The organism is Bradyrhizobium sp. CCGUVB14 (genome assembly GCF_024199935.1).
GTDB lineage: Bacteria > Pseudomonadota > Alphaproteobacteria > Rhizobiales > Xanthobacteraceae > Bradyrhizobium.
On record NZ_JANADS010000001.1, the window covers coordinates 5,963,282 to 5,978,903 of the forward strand.

Here is a 15,622-nt window from a genome sequence, read left to right on the forward strand (position 1 = left end):
CCGGATTGCATACATTCAAGGTTGCTAGATCTAGGATACGGTGCATAGGAAAGGATGGCCCATGCGCGAATGGATCAAGGCACTCCCTCTTGGCTTAGGACTTCCGGTCCTGATCGGGGCAGCCTCGGTCAAGCCAGAAGATGCGGCCTCCAACATCGCTGCGTGGGCAGAAATATTTGGCTTCCACAATCTGCCACATTGGCTAACCAGCCCCAACGCGGACCTGCACGTAATCGCCGCCACATGCTTTGCCGCAGCCGTCTATTCTTTCGCAGCCTGGGGACCAATTAGGAAACGGAGAATGGGCATGCATTTGTGGGGTCCATGGGTTTTGATAATTGGAGGCCCTCTTTTAGGGATTGTCTGGCTCGTTCTTGTGCCTCAGTTCGAGTTAGCACCAGCGAAACCAAAGGTAGCCGAGGTTTCTGCCGGGGCCCCGATGGCCGAGCCAGCTAATGGAAAAATTGATCAGGCCTCACCGCCTGAAAAAACGGAGACCGGACACGTCTCCGAAGTATCACCAAAACCGCCCGACAAAGGCGGAAACGAAGCTCCAGCAGCTATTGATATCGACGATTCCAAATTAAAGTTCAGCGGGAACACTGTTCTTGGCAACATCGACAGGGTTGTTCGGGCGCGGAATAAAGCTGACGCCATCGTCGAAAACAATGTTTTCGCGCGTTCGGACGCCGTTGTCGATTTGCCTTCTCCTACCGGAGATTTCTCCAACCTTTCCAACGCCCAGCTGCGCGCCAAATGTCTGGCGACAATCCGCGTTCTAGAATCTCAACAGAGATTCTCTGATGATCAGTGGCGCCGAATTAGAGGGGAGGCACTTTCCTTGAGCAGCGAGATAGGAAAGCGAGCTAAGGAGTCAATTACGGTACCGGCCGATCCTGAATACTTTGTCTTCCGTTATGGGCGTAATGTCGTCGTTACTGGAAATCAGATGGGCGCTTCCGCCCCCCAAGCTGCGGCTAGTTACATGAAATTCCTGCTCTCAAAGCTAGGTACTTAAATTCAGAAGTTGGATTTCTTCCAACGCACCCCCTTCCAGCTCCAACGCTGCGATGCTCGCAACGAAGAATGGTTCATTTGCGCGAGGATCGAGCCAGCTCGTAGGAAGGGCTGAGCCTTCGAACCCATCATGCTTCGCCATCGCCGCACGGATTGATGGGTTTCGCTTACGCTCTACCCATCCTACGAACTGCAGCCTTCTCGGTTGAAGGCAGTTTTTTAAGAATAGGCAACAGAGACACTTCTGGGATTATCTGACATGAAGTCACTTCAGAGAGAAGACATCAGATCACGCGAAAAGTTCGCCCTGACTTCTGCGATGAACCTGAGCAGTCTTTACGTCCAGGGTCGACCAGATCGACAAGGACACCGTCAACTTCTCATCGATCGAGTAATCTTGCCCTATCTAGCTGCTGGGCCTGTGTTAGTGGCTGAATTGGCCAATTTCGAGAGTATGAACGGCGGCGGCGAGAATTTTTTGACGAACGACCTTGCCTATGCTCGAAGCAAAGGAATTTGTTTCGATCTGAACGAGATATATTCGGAAGAGGAGTTAGACGGTGGCAGACGTGCACCTCTAAATCAAACTATGGAGGTTGGTCAGCTGAACGAGCTATTTCAAACAGCAGATTTCAATGCCTGCGCGATGGCCGCCGAGGCGATAATTCGGACTGATTGCAAAGACCTCTCAGATGCTGATTGGGGTCGACGGTGGATCGAACAGCTCAGGCTCGTATCCACGCAATTTGGTTTGCGGGAATATGTAGTCAAAACCCCGATGACGAGTTTGCGAAAAATGACCGACGATCAAATTCTGATGCTCCATAATCGGGCAAGGATGCACACAACCGCATTTCAACTTGAATCTGAGCGCCGGGCGCTCTTAGCGCTAGGCAAAAGACCGATTGCTACTCACCTCGATCTTGATTTACCGGGCCTAATCGATGGTGCGCCTGAGATCAAAATCATTGAGATAGCCATCCCCGAGGTTGTTATTCCAAGGTTAAGCACCATCAAAGATCTTATCGATTTCGTCAGCCGAGATGAGTATGCCGCCCCCATAAGAAGGCTTCGAGCTCACGTGCAGGATTTGGCTACGAGCACGAAGAGTATCGCTGAAATCAGCGAAGAAATGTTTGACGACTTACACGAGCTTGACCGGCAAGTTCAAAAGGAGAAACTGGAAAGATATTTCGGAATTTGCCAATTTGTATTCGGGACCGCGTTTGGACTCGTCGAAGACATTTTAAAAGTCCGCCTGGAGAGCGCCGCTAAACGGCCGTTCGAAATCGGCGAGAAGATTGCTGAGCAGCGGTTCTACGCCCCGTCGTACGGAAAAGATCCGCTATTCATGGTTTGGGCGGTAAACGACAAATATGGCCCACCAAGATGATCAAGAATCGCGAAGCACGAATAGTTGTCGCTAATCGACTCGGCTATGACTCGTTTGCCGCTTAACATCAGATAGATGATGGCGCCCCCACGCCGCCTGGATGTCTGACTTGGGTCACAAGCAGCCCATTGCGGCCAAGCAGGTGGCGTCCGGTGTACCCTCCTCAGCGGGCGCTCGAAGGCTACGTGTGGCTACGCCGCCTTCAACACCGGCGTCGGCGGCTGCGCCGGCCGGATCAGTGCGAAGGCGACCTGGATGATGCCGCCGGCAAGACCGAGCGCGACGCCGATGCGCCAGGCCATATTGTACGAGCCGAGTGCGTCGTAGATCACCCCGCCGCCATAGGCGCCGAGGAAGCTGCCGATCTGGTGGCTCATGAAGGCGAGGCCCTGGATCATGGCCTGCCAGCGCAGGCCGAACATCTCGGCGACAGCGCCGGCGACCAGCGGGCCGACGCCCATCCAGAGGAAGCCCATGATGGCGCCGAACAGCAGCGTCGAGAATGGCGTTGCCGGCAGCATGAAGTACCAGGCCAGCGCGAGCGAGCGCAGGATGTAGATGCCGCCGAGCAGCGCGAGCTTGTTCCAGCGCTGGCCGGCCCATCCGAAGAACAGCGAGCCCAGCACGTTGAAGCCGCCGATCATGCCGAGCGTCTGCGCGCTCAGCATCGGATCGAGGCCGCAGATCGCCAGGTATGACGGCAGATGCGTGGTGAGGAACACCAGCTGCATGCCGCAGACGAGATAGGCACAGGTCATCACCACGAAGGAGGCATTGCCGAATGCTGCCTTTGTCACGGACGCGGCCGTGGCGTCGCCGATGTCGTCGGCGGCCGGCTTCGGCAGCGGAACGGCGTCGACGCGGCCGGCATACCATGCGGCCGGAATCATCAGCACCGACATGACGACGAAGCCGGCGAGCCCGATGCGCCAGCCAAAGCCCTCGTTGAGCATCTGCCCGATCGGCGCCGACAGCAGCGCGCCGAGCGAGCCCGCGCCGGAGACGATGCCGAGCACGGTGGAGCGCACCGTTGCCGGCACCGCACGCGCCGCCACCGACATCGCGATCGCGGCCGCGGTACAGGCCAGCGAGGTGCCGATCAGCACGCCGGCGCCGATCATGATGCTGACGAGCCCGTTCGCGGTCGCCATCAGGATGAGGCCGACGATATACATCAGCGCGCCCACGATCATGATGGGACGGAAGCCGTAACGGACCGTCATCGCGCCGGCGAGCGGCTGCAGAAAGCCCCAGGCGAGGTTTTGGACGGCCAGCGCCAGCGTGAAGTCCGACACCGAGAGGTGGATGTCGTGCGTCAGCGGCTGCATGAAGATGCCGAGCGATTGCCGCAGGCCCATGCTCAGCGTCAGCATGATCGAGGCGCCGATCAGGATCGGCAATGTCGGGCGCAGGACCTGCAACAGGGGCATTTTTCTTCTCCCTCATGGGCGCTGGACGCGCGCCGGCATCTGCAATTGACGTTGATTTTGATTACACAGACCTGTGTAATTAGTCTATAGATGGCGGACGCTGTCAAGCCGAGAGAACGTAAAGAGGATGTTCGTCGCCGCATGGCTCCCCCGCCCGCCCCACAGACGATGAAAGAGCGGATCCTTCAGACCGCCGACAAGCTGTTCTATCTGCAGGGCATTCGCGCCATCGGCGTCGACACCATCGCGGCCGAGATCGGCATCTCCAAGCGGACGCTCTACAACCACTTCCCGTCCAAGGACGCACTGATCGCGGCCTATCTTGAGCGCCGCTTCGTGCATGCCCGCCCCTCCGACAAGCCGCCGGCCGAGCAGATTCTCGGCACCTTCGATTCGCTGGAGCGGCGCTTTGCAGCGAAGGATTTTCGCGGCTGCCCGTTCGTCAATGCCATCGCCGAACTCGGGCCGACCGACCGCGCGGTGAAGAAGATCGCCATCGCCTTCAAGGAAAGCCGCCGCGTCTGGTTTCGCGAGCGGCTGACCGAGCTCGGCGTCACGGAAGCGGACGCGCTCGCCACACAGCTCGTGCTGCTGGTCGACGGCTCGATCGCGCAGGATCTCGTCCGCGACGACCCCGCGATGGCGCGCGCGGCGAAGGAAGCGGCGAAGGTGCTGCTGCGGAATGCGGGGGTCGATGTGGAAGGTGATGCGAAGCCGATGAAAGGCAAACCGCCGCGGCAATCATAATTGTCGTCCCGGCGAAGGCCGGGACCCATACGCCGCAGCAACAGTTTGGCGAAGACTTGGAGTTACCACTTCGCGCGATATTGCGCCCAATGGTTATGGGTCCCCGCGTTCGCGGGGAATGACAGCCGAGTGAGTGCAATAGTGCATCGTGTCGCGATGGGCCGCCTGGGGGGCGCGTTTAACGCTACGCCAGCAAGCCGAAAGTCCTTGACGCAACAGAAGAGCGTCGATTTGGATCAGTCGGGAGACCTTGATTGGTCGATAGACGGAGCCGACCCGTGAGATTTTTACTGAGAATTGTGCTCGCAACCGCTCTCGTGAACATTGCTCCAGCCGTCGCTCAGGCGCCAAAGAAAGCCGTCGCTTCTCCTGCCTTGCAAAAGGAATTCGATGGCTTCATCGAGAAGTTTCGCGCGGCGCTGAAAGCAAATGATTCCGCCGCCGTCGCTAGTATGAGCCGATTGCCGTTCATGAACGACAAGGAAATTCGCGACGCCGCGCAATTTCGCGCCAAGATCTATCAGACCGACTTCACGGCAAAAAATCGCGCGTGTATCCAGCGTGGCAAAGCGGTCTACGATCGCGATCAAGAGAACAACGACAATTACGGCATCTTCTGCGGCGACACCATCTTCGTCTTTACCAAGACGCCGGCGGGATTCCTCTTTACGGACATCGGCGTGAATGACTGATCGGGCGGCTATGCACTGACGCCGCATGTATGGAAAGCTTTCGCGTGAAAGCGGGGTGACGCGAAGCCGACGCCGATGAAAGGCAAACGCTCGCCTAACCCGGAACTGTCGTCCCGGCGAAGGCCGGGACCCATACGCCGCAGCAGCAGTTTTGCGAAGACTCGGAGTTACCACGTCACGCAATAACTGCGCTATGTGGTTATGGGTCCCGGCCTTCGCCGGGACGACGGCTGAATATGAGGCGCAATCAGCGCGCCAGCCTCACGCCGCCTGCGACACCACGCGATTGCGTCCGTCGTGCTTGGCGCGGTAGAGCGCGGTGTCGGCGCGCTTGAGGACGTCGGCCACCGCCTCGCCCTTCTGCTCCAGCGTGGTGAGCCCGATCGAGATCGTGACCTCGATGCGCTTGGTGCCCTTGTGGACGGCGAACGGCTCGCCCGCGATCGAGCGGCGCAAACGCTCGGCGACCATGCCGGCGACGTGCAGATCGGTCTCCGGCATCACGATCACGAACTCCTCGCCGCCGTAGCGGCAGGCGAGATCGATGCCACGGATCGACTTGCGGACGCGCACGGCGAACTCGCGCAGCACGTCGTCGCCGGCATCATGCCCGTAATTGTCGTTGATCGACTTGAAATAGTCGATGTCCAGAATCATCAGCGCCAACGGCTTGCCCCGCGTCGAGGCCTGTTCGGCGAGCGTTGCCAGATGGCTCTCCATGTAGCGGCGATTGTGCAGGCCGGTGAGCGCATCGGTGATCGCCATCTCGATCGAGTTCTGCACGTTGTCGCGCAGATGATCGGTGTAGCGGCGGCGGCGGATCTGGGTGCGGGCGCGCGCCAGGAGCTCGGTCCTGTCGATCGGGCGCAGCAGGTAGTCGTTGACGCCGATCTCGAGGCCGCGCAGCAGCCGTGTGGCGTTTTCCGCTTCCGCGATCGCCAGGATCGGAACGTGGCGCGTGCGCTCCAGCGAGCGCGCCTGGCTGCAGAGCCGCAAGCCATCGAAATTGTTCAAATCGAGCGAGACGATCAGCAGATCGTAATTGCCCTCGGCGGCGTGGAACAGCGCTTCGGTCGGATTCGGCTCGACGTCGATGGTGTGCTCGGCGGCGAGGATCGTCGCCAGCCGCTCGTAGGACGATGGCCGGTCGTCGACCAGCAGGATGCGGCCGCCCTTGCCCGCATCGGCGATGGCGCTGCGCTCGGGCGCCTGCATGCCGATCTCGAGCGAGGTGATGGCGCGCATGCGCAGCTCGTCCGTCATCATCTTCAGCCGCGTCAGCGAGCGCACGCGCGCGATCAGCACGACGTCGGAGACGGGTTTTGTCAGGAAATCATCGGCGCCGGCTTCCAGTCCGCGATTGCGGTCTGACGGGCTGTCGAGCGCGGTGACCATCACGACGGGAATGTGGTGCGTGGCCGGATCGGTCTTGAGGCGGCGGCAGACTTCAAAGCCGTCCATGTCGGGCATCATCACGTCGAGCAGGATGATGTCGCATTCGGCGCGGCTGGCCAGCGCCAGCGCCTCGGTGCCGTTCGAAGCGGTCATCACGTCGAAATATTCGGCGGAGAGACGGGCCTCTAACAGTTTGACGTTGGCGGGAACGTCATCGACAACCAGGATACGCGCGGACACTGTGAACTCACTTCCTATCCGATAAAACGCCGGACCGTCTCAATGAATTTTCCGACCGAGATCGGCTTGGACAAATAGGCTTCGCAGCCGCCCTCGCGGATGCGCTCTTCGTCGCCCTTCATCGCGAAGGCCGTGACCGCGACGACGGGAATGGCGCGCAACTCCGGATCGTCCTTGATCCAGCGCGTCACCTCCAGGCCAGAGACCTGCGGCAATTGGATGTCCATCAGCACGAGGTCAGGCCGCATCTTGCGCACGAGGTCGAGCGCCTCGTAGCCGTTGCTGGTTCCCGAGGTCTGGTAGCCGTGCGCCTCCAACAGGTCGCGGAAGAGCTTCATGTTGAGCTCGTTGTCTTCCACGATCAGGACGGTCTTAGCCATCCCGCCCTCCTGTTTGGTCCTGAAGACCGATGCATGTGACGCCTGAGGCGCCGCTTTCCGGCGCTTCGAAAACTGGATTCAAACTAGCCTCAGATTCGCTCTAGTTTCGTTAAACCCGAGGGGCCACTTTCTGCGATGTGGTTTCCAGTTGCTTGTCCGGGGCCGCAAGATTCAAGCCCAAAACTCGATCCAAGACTCAATCGAAGACTCAGTCCCAAGACTCGGGCATATTCCAAAGTAGACACCGAAAGTTAACGGAAAGGCAAACCGGGCCCGTGAAAAAGCCTGTTCACAACCCTCGCGAAGTCGCTGAAATCGTTGCGATTCAGGCGCTCTCCTTCGTGGCCGGCGAGCCTGAGCGGCTGGGCCTGTTCCTGGCTGAGACAGGGGTCGGCCCGGAGACGCTCCGGAACGCCGCCTCGAACCCGAATTTCCTGCTCAGCGTGCTCGATTTCGTGCTGCGCGATGACGACACCGTGAAGGCTTTTGCCAAGGTTTCGGAACTGCACCCGACCAACGTTGCCGCAGCGCGGCAGGTGCTGGGCGATGCGCTCGGCGACCGGACCTGGGAGCGCGACGTGCCGTGAGCGCCGCCGACCCGGCCGGGCCCCGCTGCTTCTGCCGGGATTGTCTGGCCGACCTGGATGTGGCCGTGCGGCGCTGTTCCGCCTGCGGCTCCCCTCGCCTTGTCCGCCATCGCGCGCTCGCGAACCTGACCATCGCCCATGTCGATTGCGACGCCTTCTATGCGACGGTCGAGAAGCGCGACAACCCTGATATCGCCGACAAGCCCGTCATCATCGGCGGCGGCAAGCGCGGCGTGGTGTCGGCGGCCTGCTACATCGCACGCACCTATGGCGTGCGCTCGGCGATGCCGATGTTCAAAGCGCTGGAGGCCTGCCCGCACGCGACCGTGATCCCGCCTGACATGGCGAAATATGTCCGGGTCGGCCGCGAGGTGCGCCAGGCCATGCAGGCGCTGACGCCGCTGGTCGAGCCGCTCTCGATCGACGAGGCCTTTCTCGATCTCTCCGGCACCGAGCGCGTGCACGGCATGATCCCGGCAAAGGTGCTGGCGCGCTTTGCGCGCAACGTCGAGCGCGACGTCGGTATCTCCGTCTCGGTCGGGCTGTCCTGCAACAAGTTTCTGGCCAAGATCGCCTCCGATCTCGACAAGCCGCGCGGCTTTGCGGCGCTCGATCAGGAGGAAGCGCGCGAGATGCTGGCTTCGAGACCGGTCGGCTTCATTTTTGGCGTCGGACCTGCAACGCAGGAGCGCCTCATGCAGCGCGGCTTCCGCATCATCGCCGATTTGCAAAAGGCCGATGAGATCGAGCTGATGCGGCAATTTCCGAGCGACGGCCGCCGGCTGTGGCGGCTCGCCCGCGGCATCGACGACCGCCGTGTCGAGGCCGATCGCGGCGCCAAGACGATTTCGAGCGAGACCACGTTCGAGACCGACATCCGCGATTTCGCGTCGCTGGAGAAGATCTTGTGGCGGCTGTGCGAGAAGACGTCGTCGCGGCTCAAGAGCAGCGAGCTCGCCGGCTCGACCGTGACGCTGAAGCTGAAGACCGCGGACTTCCGCCAGCGCACCCGCTCGCAATCGATCGCGGCTCCGACGCAGCTTGCAGCAAAAATCTTCTCGATCTGCCGCGAGATGCTGGCGAAGGAAATCGACGGCACCGCCTTCCGCCTGATGGGCGCCGGCGTCAGCGCGCTGCGCGACGGCTCCCCCGCCGACGACACCGACATGCTCGACCGCCGCGCCGCCCATGCCGAGCGTGCCGTGGACACCCTGCGCAAGAAGTTCGGCAGCGCCGCCGTGATCCGTGGCATCGCCTATGAGGGGCCGGAGAAGGCCGAGGAGTGATGGCCTCCTGCTCAAGTCAGTCGCGTTCGAAGATCAGCGCACCTGGATAGGCGCGCCGGGCATATTGAACGACCAACTGGCGATCCTGAGTTTCGAGGAACGGAGTCCGGATATGACAGGACCCGACGACGAGGTGCCACAAGCCGTTGAGCTTTCGAATGACGACGTTCATTTGAGCTTCCTCGCAGTGACCCGCGTGGACTCAGATTGTCAGAATCTCCCGCCGTCGCTCAATTGTACCAGCGTAAGATCAGCGCATCAGAAGGATTACAGAGGATATACAAAGGTATGTTGCTTCTCGCTTCAACGGCCGCTGGCGCCAATGGCTTCGCAGGGGCTCAAACGATCTTGCCGATCTGGAGGCTGGCACCGTGACGGGCGAACGCGATCTCGACGCGCTGCTGAACACCATGAAGCCGGAGCTGCAGCCGGGCACATTCGTCTTCTGCTCGATCGCGCCGAACGCCCCCATTGCCGCAGCACTCAATCCGCGGCTGACGTTCCGCGAGCAGGAAGGGACGACGCTGGTCGTTCTGCGTGAAGAAGCCGAAGCGGCCGGATTGCCTTACGCATTCCCCTCCAGACTGATCACGCTCACGGTTCACTCCGCACTCGATGCCGTGGGATTTCTAGCGGCGATCACGGCGCGCCTGGCCAAGGCCGGCATCAGCGTGAATGCGGTTTCGGCGTTCCATCACGACCATCTCTTCGTGCCCGTGGATCGCGCCGACGAGGCGATGACCATTCTGCAAGCGATATCCGGGAACGCTTCGTAGCCCGGGTTCTCACCGCTTTCGGAAAAATGCCAGCATGACATCATGCCCCTGTTTTGCCCGACGCGTCAAATAGAATTCGCCAAACACGAAATCCGCGCCGGACCGCGCCTCTACTGTGCATGGGGTTGTTTTCCAGTTTTTGCTGGAGCGGAGGCTACGGGGCCGGCCGCGCGCACAGCGGGAGCAGCTTGTCGCGTGTCAGCGGTGCGAGCTTGACCGATCCCGGCGCGTTGGGGTCCAGCCAGAGAATTTCCTCGATCTCCGCGCCGGGATTGACCGACCGCGCGATGGCGATGCGAAAGATTTCCGCATCGACCAACCGGCCAGGCTCGTGCGCGGCAGGCGCGGAATATCGTCCGACATAGGTCATCTCGCTCGGATCGACCTCGATCCCGAGCTCCTCGGACAATTCCCGCCTGAGCGCGGCCTGCGGATGCTCGCCGGCCTCGATCTTTCCACCCGGCTGCATGAAGCTTTCCGTGGCACGCTTCCTGACCAGCAGGACATGCCCATCGCTCCGGCTCATCAGCGCTGCCGCGATCCGGATGGAATCTTTCGACGTCATGGTCTTCCCACTCAATCCGCGACTGCGATCGCCTCGATCTCGATCAGCCACTCCGGCGCCGCAAGCGCGGAGACGCCGACGAGCGTCGAGGCCGGCGGCTCCATGCCTTCGAAGAAGACCGAGCGGGCCTTGCCGATGATCGGGCGCAGCTCCGGCTTGTAGCCGACGACGAAGGTCGTGATCTTCACGATGTTGGCATAGCTCGCGCCGGCCGCCTTCAATGCATGACCGAGATTCTGCATCACCTGCGTGGTCTGCGCGGCGATATCGCCCTCGCCGACGATCCGCCCCTCCTCGTCCACCGACACCTGGCCGGAGATGTAGATCGTGCGCGCGCCGGACGCGGTGACGACGTGGGAGTAAGCGGGATTGTGGTGCAGGCCGCTGGGGCGGAGATGGTCGAGCTTCGGCATGGGCTGGCTCCCTGAGTTTGTCGTTAGGGGGAGCGTAGCTGGAGACGCTGTCGAGGGCTAGCCTCGGCGCTCAATTGCAGGGCTTGCTGTCCTTGACGTCGAACTTGCCCATCGCACCGGAAATGACGAAATCGTTGTAGTCGAGCACGAGCTGGCGGGAGACGCCGTTTTCATAGAGCTCGAACGACATCGCATAGACCGGCGTCTGCTCGCCTTCCTTCTGCTGAACCTCGCGGTCGAAATAGCTGACGGTGACCGGCCAGCGCTTCAGCGATTTCATGTGCTCGTCCGACGTCGACGGATCGGGTGACGCGGCGCGGTCGGCGGGGATCGCCTGACCGATCACGGTCAGTGTGTTGTAAACCTTCTGGCCATCGTCGGAGCCGTCATAGACGGAGAGCTCGAGGAGCGATTTGCCTTCCTTGGCGGCTGCAATGATGTGCTGGATCTGCTCGGTCGGAAACACGATCTTGCCGTCGAGCGTGAAGTTCTTCGGCGCCGGCAATTTCAGCTTGACGTTGATGTGGTCGCCGTCGCGCTCGGCCGAACCGTCGACCAGGCCGGCCTCGGTCTCGTTCATCCGCGTCTCGATCTTGAAGCGGTAGCTTTTCCCTGTAGCGTCCTCCCAGGAATTCGAGCGAAGATCGCTGAGCGTGATCTTGCCCTCGCCGCTGTCGAGCTCGGAGACCTGGCGGAATTCGGAGGTGTAGCCTTCGCAGCTGCTGCCGGCGAAATTGTAGAGGATGCGGCCGCGCGCGCTGTTGATGGAATTGGAGCGCGATTTGACCAGGCTCAGATCGTAGAGCGCCTGATGCGCGAGGAACGGACCGTTCGCGGCATGGACGCCGCCACTGGGGCCGAGCGCGGCCGCCGCGAGCGCCATCACACCGAGTGAAGTCCGGAAAAGGTGCACCATGTCTGTTCCCTGGGGACGCGCAGATTCGACACTTTAATGACCGTTCCATTGCGTCGCAACTGCGGCGGTTTCACGTAAAGTTGCGCCTCTTCTTTGAACCTCCTGACCTGCCACAAGAAAATGCAATCCACCCCGGCGTCCGACCGCCCCATCGGCTTGCTTGCATGTGGCGGCATGATGGGCGAAACAGGGCGCGCCCGGCCGTCACCAGACGTGCCGGTGCGGATGATTTTTCAGACATCGAGGTCGAGACATGGCGGGCACGGTCGAGCAGAAACTGGCGGAACAGGGCATCAAGCTGCACGAGGCCCCCACCCCCGTCGCCAACTACGTGCCATTCGTTCGCACCGGCAATCTGCTGTTCGTCTCCGGCCAGGTCTGCTTCGATCCCGCCGGCAAGCTGATTGCCAAGGGCAAGCTGGGCGCGGGCGTCTCGATCGAGGAAGGTGCTGCGGCCGCGCGCGGCTGCGCCGTCAACCTGCTCGCACAGGTCAAGGCGGCGCTTGGCGATCTCGACAAGGTTGTGCGCGTGGTGCGCCTCGGCGGCTTCATCAACTCGGCACCGGACTTCGTGGACGGGCCGAAGGTTCTCAACGGCGCCTCCGACCTGATGGTCGCGGCCTTCGGTGACAAGGGCCGCCACGCCCGCACCACCGTCGGCGTCGCTTCGCTGCCCGCTGATGCGGCGGTCGAGGTCGAAGGCGTGTTCGAGGTCGCCTGAGGTCAGCATCGTGCGTGCTCCGGATTGGCTGACAGCGCGGCCGGTCGCCCATCGCGGCCTGCATGACATTTCGCGTGGCATCGTGGAAAACATGCCGGGCGCGGTGCAGGCGGCGATCGCCGGCAACTTCTCGATCGAGGTCGACATCCAGCTCTCCGCCGATGGCGAGGCCATGGTGCACCACGACCATGCGCTCGGCCGCCTCACCGAGGCCAACGGCCCGGTGGTCGCAAAGACCGCGGCCGAGCTGAAGGCCATCACCTTCAGGGATACGGCCGAGCGGATGATGTCGCTCGGCGACCTCTGCGCCATGGTCGCCGGCCGGGTGCCGCTGGTGATCGAGGTGAAGAGCCATTTTGACGGCGACCGCAAGCTGGTGAAGCGGATGGCCGAGGTGCTGGCATCGTATCAGGGGCAAGCGGTCGGGATGTCCTTCGACCCCGACCAGGTGCTGGCGCTGCGCGAGCTGCTGCCCAACCGCCCGCGCGGCATCGTCGCGCAGCGGAGTTATGAGGACGAATACTGGGCCTACCTGACGCAAGCGCAGCGCGACAGCATGCTGTACCTGCGCCACGGCTTCCAGACCCAGCCGCATTTCGTCGCCTTCAAGGTCGACCACCTGCCGGCGCCCGCCCCCTGGATTGCGCGCAACGTCTTCGGCTGCGCTCTGCTCGGCTGGACCGTACGTACGCCGGAGCAGCGGACGCGGGTCGGGCAGTATGCGGACCAGATGATTTTTGAGGGGTTCGTGCCGCAGGCTTGATGTTCCCCACCCTTGAAGTCGCTGCTGCAATGCACGATCTTGGGCGCAATGGCATCATCCGACATCACGCTGGAGGCCGTACCGTCCATTGGCGAGGTATCGCCGGAGGATTGGGACGCCTGCGCCAATCCTGGCAGAGCCTGCAACGGGCATGGCATGGGAACCTCATCCGGGCTCCCAGGCGATTCGCTCGGCATTTTAAGGCCCGCCTATAACCCATTCGTATCCCACGCGTTTCTTTCCGCAATTGAGAAATCGGGTTCAGCCACGATCCGCACTGGCTGGGGACCGCGGCATCTGGTGGCCAAGATCGACGGCCGGGTCGCCGGCGTCGTGCCCTGCTATCTGAAATCGCACAGCCAGGGCGAATATGTCTTCGACCGCGGCTGGGCGGACGCCTATGAGCGTGCCGGCGGGCGTTACTATCCGAAGCTCCAGGTCTCTGTTCCCTTCACGCCGGCAACGGGGCAGCGGCTCCTGGTCCGCGACGGCGTCGACCGCGAGCGCATCACGGAGGCCCTGGCAAGCGGGCTGGTGGCACTGTGCGGCGTCAGCAAGGCCTCCTCTGTCCACGTCACCTTCGCCCGCGAGGCAGAGTGGAAGCTGCTTGCCCAGCACGGATTCCTCCAGCGCACCGACCAGCAGTTCCACTGGCGCAACGAGGGCTTTGCCACCTTCGACGATTTCCTGGCGACGCTGAACTCGCGCCACCGCAAATCGATCAAGCGCGAGCGGCGCGATGCGCTTGCCGCGGGCATCACGATCCACTGGCTCACCGGCAAGGACATCACCGAGGACGCCTGGGACGCGTTCTTCATGTTCTACATGGAGACCGGCTCGCGCAAATGGGGCCGACCTTACCTGACGCGCGAATTCTTCTCGCTGATCGGCGAGACCATGAGCGATGACGTGCTGCTGGTGATGGCCCGCCGCAATGACCGCTGGATCGCGGGCGCGATCAACTTCATCGGTTCGGACACGCTGTTCGGTCGCAACTGGGGTGCTGTCGAGCATCACCCATTCCTGCATTTCGAGGTCTGCTACTATCAGGCGATCGATTTCGCCATCAAGCGCGGCCTCACACATGTCGAGGCCGGCGCTCAGGGCGAGCACAAGATCGCGCGCGGCTACCTGCCGCGGACCACGCACTCCGCCCATTTCATCGCCGATCCCGGCCTGCGTCGCGCCATCGACGATTACCTCAAGCGCGAGCGCGCCTACGTCGCCGAGGCCGGACGCGAACTCGCCGAGCTCGGCCCGTTCCGGAAAGGCATCGACGAGGCGCCTTGACGGTTTGCCTTCGCTGGTGACAGTAAGCGCAAAACTAAGCTCGAAAAATTCCGGGGAGCCGCCACCATGACCGCCTACGACCCGAACAACATCTTCGCAAAGATCCTGCGCGGCGAGTTTCCCTGCCACAAGGTCTACGAGGACGAGCATGTCTTCGCTTTCCTCGACATCATGCCGCGCGTACCCGGCCATACGCTGGTGATCCCGAAGGCGCCTGCCCGCAACATCCTCGACATCAAGGCCGACGATTACGCCCACGTCGCCCGTGGTGCACACAAGATCGCCGCCGCCGCCATGAAGGCCTTCAAGGCCGATGGCATCACCGTGCAGCAGTTCAACGAGGCCGCCGGCGGACAGGTGGTGTTTCATCTCCACATGCATGTGATGCCGCGCCATGACGGCGTGGCGATGCTGCCGCCCGCGAGCCGCAAGGAAGACGTCAAGGTGCTGGAAGAGAATGCGACGAAGCTGATCGCAGCGCTGAAGGCCTGATCGTCACTCCGTCTGAAAATCCCCCGGCTGCGGCGCAGCCAGTGGCGTGAACTCGCAGCGATCGGGCTTGATATCGATCAGCGGCGTGTTGTCGAGGCAATCAAGGCCGCGCACCAGGATCGTGCCGCCCTCGATACCGACGAGCTTCACGATCGAGGTGCCGATCGGATTGGGCCGGACCGGCGAGCGCAGCGAAAACGTGCCGCGGGTCTTCTCGTTGTTCTTCGGGCTTTGCAGCACGATGTCGCGGCGCGACTTGTCGAGCCAGTAGAGCACTTCGAGATTGCTGTAGAAATCGACGCCCTTGATCGCAGGCAGGAAGGGCTCGAAAATCTCGAGGCGACACACCGGACCGTCCGCGCGACCCTGGCGCGGCGTTTCGAGCCGCGAGGTCCAGGGCGTGCGGATGCGGCCGATGAAGACGAGGCCGGCATCCTCCGTCGACGGCAGCTCGATGGCGACCTCGCCCTCGCGGAGTTCGTTTTCGCGAACCATGTGTCCTGTTCCTTGGCTGTTCGG

The 15,622-nt window shown here is 61.9% G+C and carries 19 protein-coding genes; 11 read left to right on the plus strand and 8 right to left on the minus strand.

Annotated elements, in window-relative coordinates; translation table 11 throughout:
- Positions 1–61: 61 nt before the first annotated feature.
- Positions 62–1,018, plus strand: a complete 957-nt coding sequence (locus NLM32_RS27895) for a hypothetical protein (RefSeq protein ID WP_254132011.1) — start codon at positions 62–64, stop codon at positions 1,016–1,018.
- Between the two features lie 258 nt (positions 1,019–1,276).
- On the plus strand, positions 1,277–2,410 hold the full coding sequence (locus NLM32_RS27900; protein ID WP_254132012.1) for a hypothetical protein: 1,134 nt from the start codon (positions 1,277–1,279) through the stop codon (positions 2,408–2,410).
- A 191-nt stretch (positions 2,411–2,601) separates the two neighbouring features.
- Here the strand turns inward: NLM32_RS27900 and NLM32_RS27905 are convergent, their stop codons facing one another.
- The gene (locus NLM32_RS27905) at positions 2,602–3,840 is read right to left on the minus strand and encodes an MFS transporter (RefSeq protein ID WP_254132013.1); all 1,239 of its coding nucleotides are present in this window, start codon (positions 3,838–3,840) and stop codon (positions 2,602–2,604) included.
- Positions 3,841–3,981: 141 nt separating this feature from the next.
- On the opposite strand from NLM32_RS27905, the gene NLM32_RS27910 reads away from it, so the two are divergent.
- Positions 3,982–4,587, plus strand: coding sequence for a TetR/AcrR family transcriptional regulator (locus NLM32_RS27910; protein ID WP_254132014.1), 606 nt, complete (start codon positions 3,982–3,984; stop codon positions 4,585–4,587).
- A gap of 254 nt (positions 4,588–4,841) precedes the next feature.
- Positions 4,842–5,279, plus strand: a complete 438-nt coding sequence (locus NLM32_RS27915; protein ID WP_254132015.1) for a hypothetical protein — start codon at positions 4,842–4,844, stop codon at positions 5,277–5,279.
- 261 nt (positions 5,280–5,540) lie between these two features.
- Here the strand turns inward: NLM32_RS27915 and NLM32_RS27920 are convergent, their stop codons facing one another.
- Positions 5,541–6,914, minus strand: a complete 1,374-nt coding sequence (locus NLM32_RS27920) for a PleD family two-component system response regulator (protein ID WP_254132016.1) — start codon at positions 6,912–6,914, stop codon at positions 5,541–5,543.
- 14 nt (positions 6,915–6,928) lie between these two features.
- Entirely contained in the window at positions 6,929–7,294 is a 366-nt protein-coding gene (locus NLM32_RS27925) for a response regulator (RefSeq protein ID WP_008566616.1), read from the minus strand.
- Between the two features lie 275 nt (positions 7,295–7,569).
- Between NLM32_RS27925 and NLM32_RS27930 the strand changes: the two genes are divergently transcribed.
- On the plus strand, positions 7,570–7,881 hold the full coding sequence (locus tag NLM32_RS27930; protein ID WP_254132017.1) for a DUF3572 domain-containing protein: 312 nt from the start codon (positions 7,570–7,572) through the stop codon (positions 7,879–7,881).
- Positions 7,878–9,167, plus strand: coding sequence for a DNA polymerase IV (locus NLM32_RS27935; protein WP_254132018.1), 1,290 nt, complete (start codon positions 7,878–7,880; stop codon positions 9,165–9,167). Before NLM32_RS27930 ends, NLM32_RS27935 begins: the two co-directional genes overlap by 4 nt.
- Positions 9,168–9,183: 16 nt before the next feature.
- Here NLM32_RS27935 and NLM32_RS27940 read toward each other — a convergent pair whose 3' ends face one another.
- Complete coding sequence (locus tag NLM32_RS27940; RefSeq protein ID WP_254132019.1) at positions 9,184–9,339, minus strand: hypothetical protein; 156 nt, start codon at positions 9,337–9,339, stop codon at positions 9,184–9,186.
- Between the two features lie 199 nt (positions 9,340–9,538).
- Between NLM32_RS27940 and NLM32_RS27945 the strand changes: the two genes are divergently transcribed.
- Complete coding sequence (locus tag NLM32_RS27945) at positions 9,539–9,943, plus strand: ACT domain-containing protein (RefSeq protein WP_254132020.1); 405 nt, start codon at positions 9,539–9,541, stop codon at positions 9,941–9,943.
- A gap of 154 nt (positions 9,944–10,097) precedes the next feature.
- On the opposite strand, the gene NLM32_RS27950 is transcribed toward NLM32_RS27945, so the two are convergent.
- From NLM32_RS27950 to NLM32_RS27960, 3 genes are all read right to left on the minus strand, one after another.
- Positions 10,098–10,508, minus strand: coding sequence for an NUDIX domain-containing protein (locus NLM32_RS27950; protein ID WP_254132021.1), 411 nt, complete (start codon positions 10,506–10,508; stop codon positions 10,098–10,100).
- A gap of 11 nt (positions 10,509–10,519) precedes the next feature.
- Positions 10,520–10,921, minus strand: a complete 402-nt coding sequence (locus NLM32_RS27955; RefSeq protein WP_254132022.1) for a RidA family protein — start codon at positions 10,919–10,921, stop codon at positions 10,520–10,522.
- 70 nt (positions 10,922–10,991) lie between these two features.
- Complete coding sequence (locus NLM32_RS27960; RefSeq protein ID WP_254132023.1) at positions 10,992–11,837, minus strand: cell envelope integrity EipB family protein; 846 nt, start codon at positions 11,835–11,837, stop codon at positions 10,992–10,994.
- A 253-nt stretch (positions 11,838–12,090) separates the two neighbouring features.
- Here NLM32_RS27960 and NLM32_RS27965 point away from each other — a divergent pair, with 253 nt between their 5' ends.
- The 4 genes from NLM32_RS27965 (at position 12,091) to NLM32_RS27980 (ending at position 15,103) form a co-directional block, all read left to right on the plus strand.
- Positions 12,091–12,558: a RidA family protein gene (locus NLM32_RS27965; RefSeq protein WP_254132024.1), complete on the plus strand. Its 468-nt coding sequence runs from the start codon at positions 12,091–12,093 to the stop codon at positions 12,556–12,558.
- 10 nt (positions 12,559–12,568) lie between these two features.
- Positions 12,569–13,321 (plus strand): glycerophosphodiester phosphodiesterase, encoded by a 753-nt coding sequence (locus NLM32_RS27970; RefSeq protein WP_254132025.1) that lies wholly within the window; start codon positions 12,569–12,571, stop codon positions 13,319–13,321.
- A 48-nt stretch (positions 13,322–13,369) separates the two neighbouring features.
- Complete coding sequence (locus NLM32_RS27975) at positions 13,370–14,611, plus strand: GNAT family N-acetyltransferase (protein ID WP_254132026.1); 1,242 nt, start codon at positions 13,370–13,372, stop codon at positions 14,609–14,611.
- A gap of 66 nt (positions 14,612–14,677) precedes the next feature.
- Positions 14,678–15,103 carry an HIT domain-containing protein gene (locus NLM32_RS27980; RefSeq protein WP_254132027.1) on the plus strand — a complete coding sequence of 142 codons (426 nt, stop codon included), beginning with the start codon at positions 14,678–14,680 and terminating at the stop codon, positions 15,101–15,103.
- Between the two features lie 3 nt (positions 15,104–15,106).
- Here the strand turns inward: NLM32_RS27980 and tsaA are convergent, their stop codons facing one another.
- Entirely contained in the window at positions 15,107–15,598 is a 492-nt protein-coding gene (tsaA, locus tag NLM32_RS27985) for a tRNA (N6-threonylcarbamoyladenosine(37)-N6)-methyltransferase TrmO (RefSeq protein WP_254132028.1), read from the minus strand.
- Between the last annotated feature and the right edge of the window lie 24 nt (positions 15,599–15,622).

Coding starts and splice junctions, on each gene's coding strand:
- NLM32_RS27895 (WP_254132011.1), top strand. CDS start 62: ATGCGCGAATGGATCAAGGCACTCCCTCTTGGCTTAGGACTTCCGGTC.
- NLM32_RS27900 (WP_254132012.1), top strand. CDS start 1,277: ATGAAGTCACTTCAGAGAGAAGACATCAGATCACGCGAAAAGTTCGCC.
- NLM32_RS27905 (WP_254132013.1), bottom strand. CDS start 3,840: ATGCCCCTGTTGCAGGTCCTGCGCCCGACATTGCCGATCCTGATCGGC.
- NLM32_RS27910 (WP_254132014.1), top strand. CDS start 3,982: ATGGCTCCCCCGCCCGCCCCACAGACGATGAAAGAGCGGATCCTTCAG.
- NLM32_RS27925 (WP_008566616.1), bottom strand. CDS start 7,294: ATGGCTAAGACCGTCCTGATCGTGGAAGACAACGAGCTCAACATGAAG.
- NLM32_RS27940 (WP_254132019.1), bottom strand. CDS start 9,339: ATGAACGTCGTCATTCGAAAGCTCAACGGCTTGTGGCACCTCGTCGTC.
- NLM32_RS27950 (WP_254132021.1), bottom strand. CDS start 10,508: ATGACGTCGAAAGATTCCATCCGGATCGCGGCAGCGCTGATGAGCCGG.
- NLM32_RS27955 (WP_254132022.1), bottom strand. CDS start 10,921: ATGCCGAAGCTCGACCATCTCCGCCCCAGCGGCCTGCACCACAATCCC.
- NLM32_RS27960 (WP_254132023.1), bottom strand. CDS start 11,837: ATGGTGCACCTTTTCCGGACTTCACTCGGTGTGATGGCGCTCGCGGCG.
- NLM32_RS27965 (WP_254132024.1), top strand. CDS start 12,091: ATGGCGGGCACGGTCGAGCAGAAACTGGCGGAACAGGGCATCAAGCTG.
- NLM32_RS27975 (WP_254132026.1), top strand. CDS start 13,370: ATGGCATCATCCGACATCACGCTGGAGGCCGTACCGTCCATTGGCGAG.
- NLM32_RS27980 (WP_254132027.1), top strand. CDS start 14,678: ATGACCGCCTACGACCCGAACAACATCTTCGCAAAGATCCTGCGCGGC.
- tsaA (WP_254132028.1), bottom strand. CDS start 15,598: ATGGTTCGCGAAAACGAACTCCGCGAGGGCGAGGTCGCCATCGAGCTG.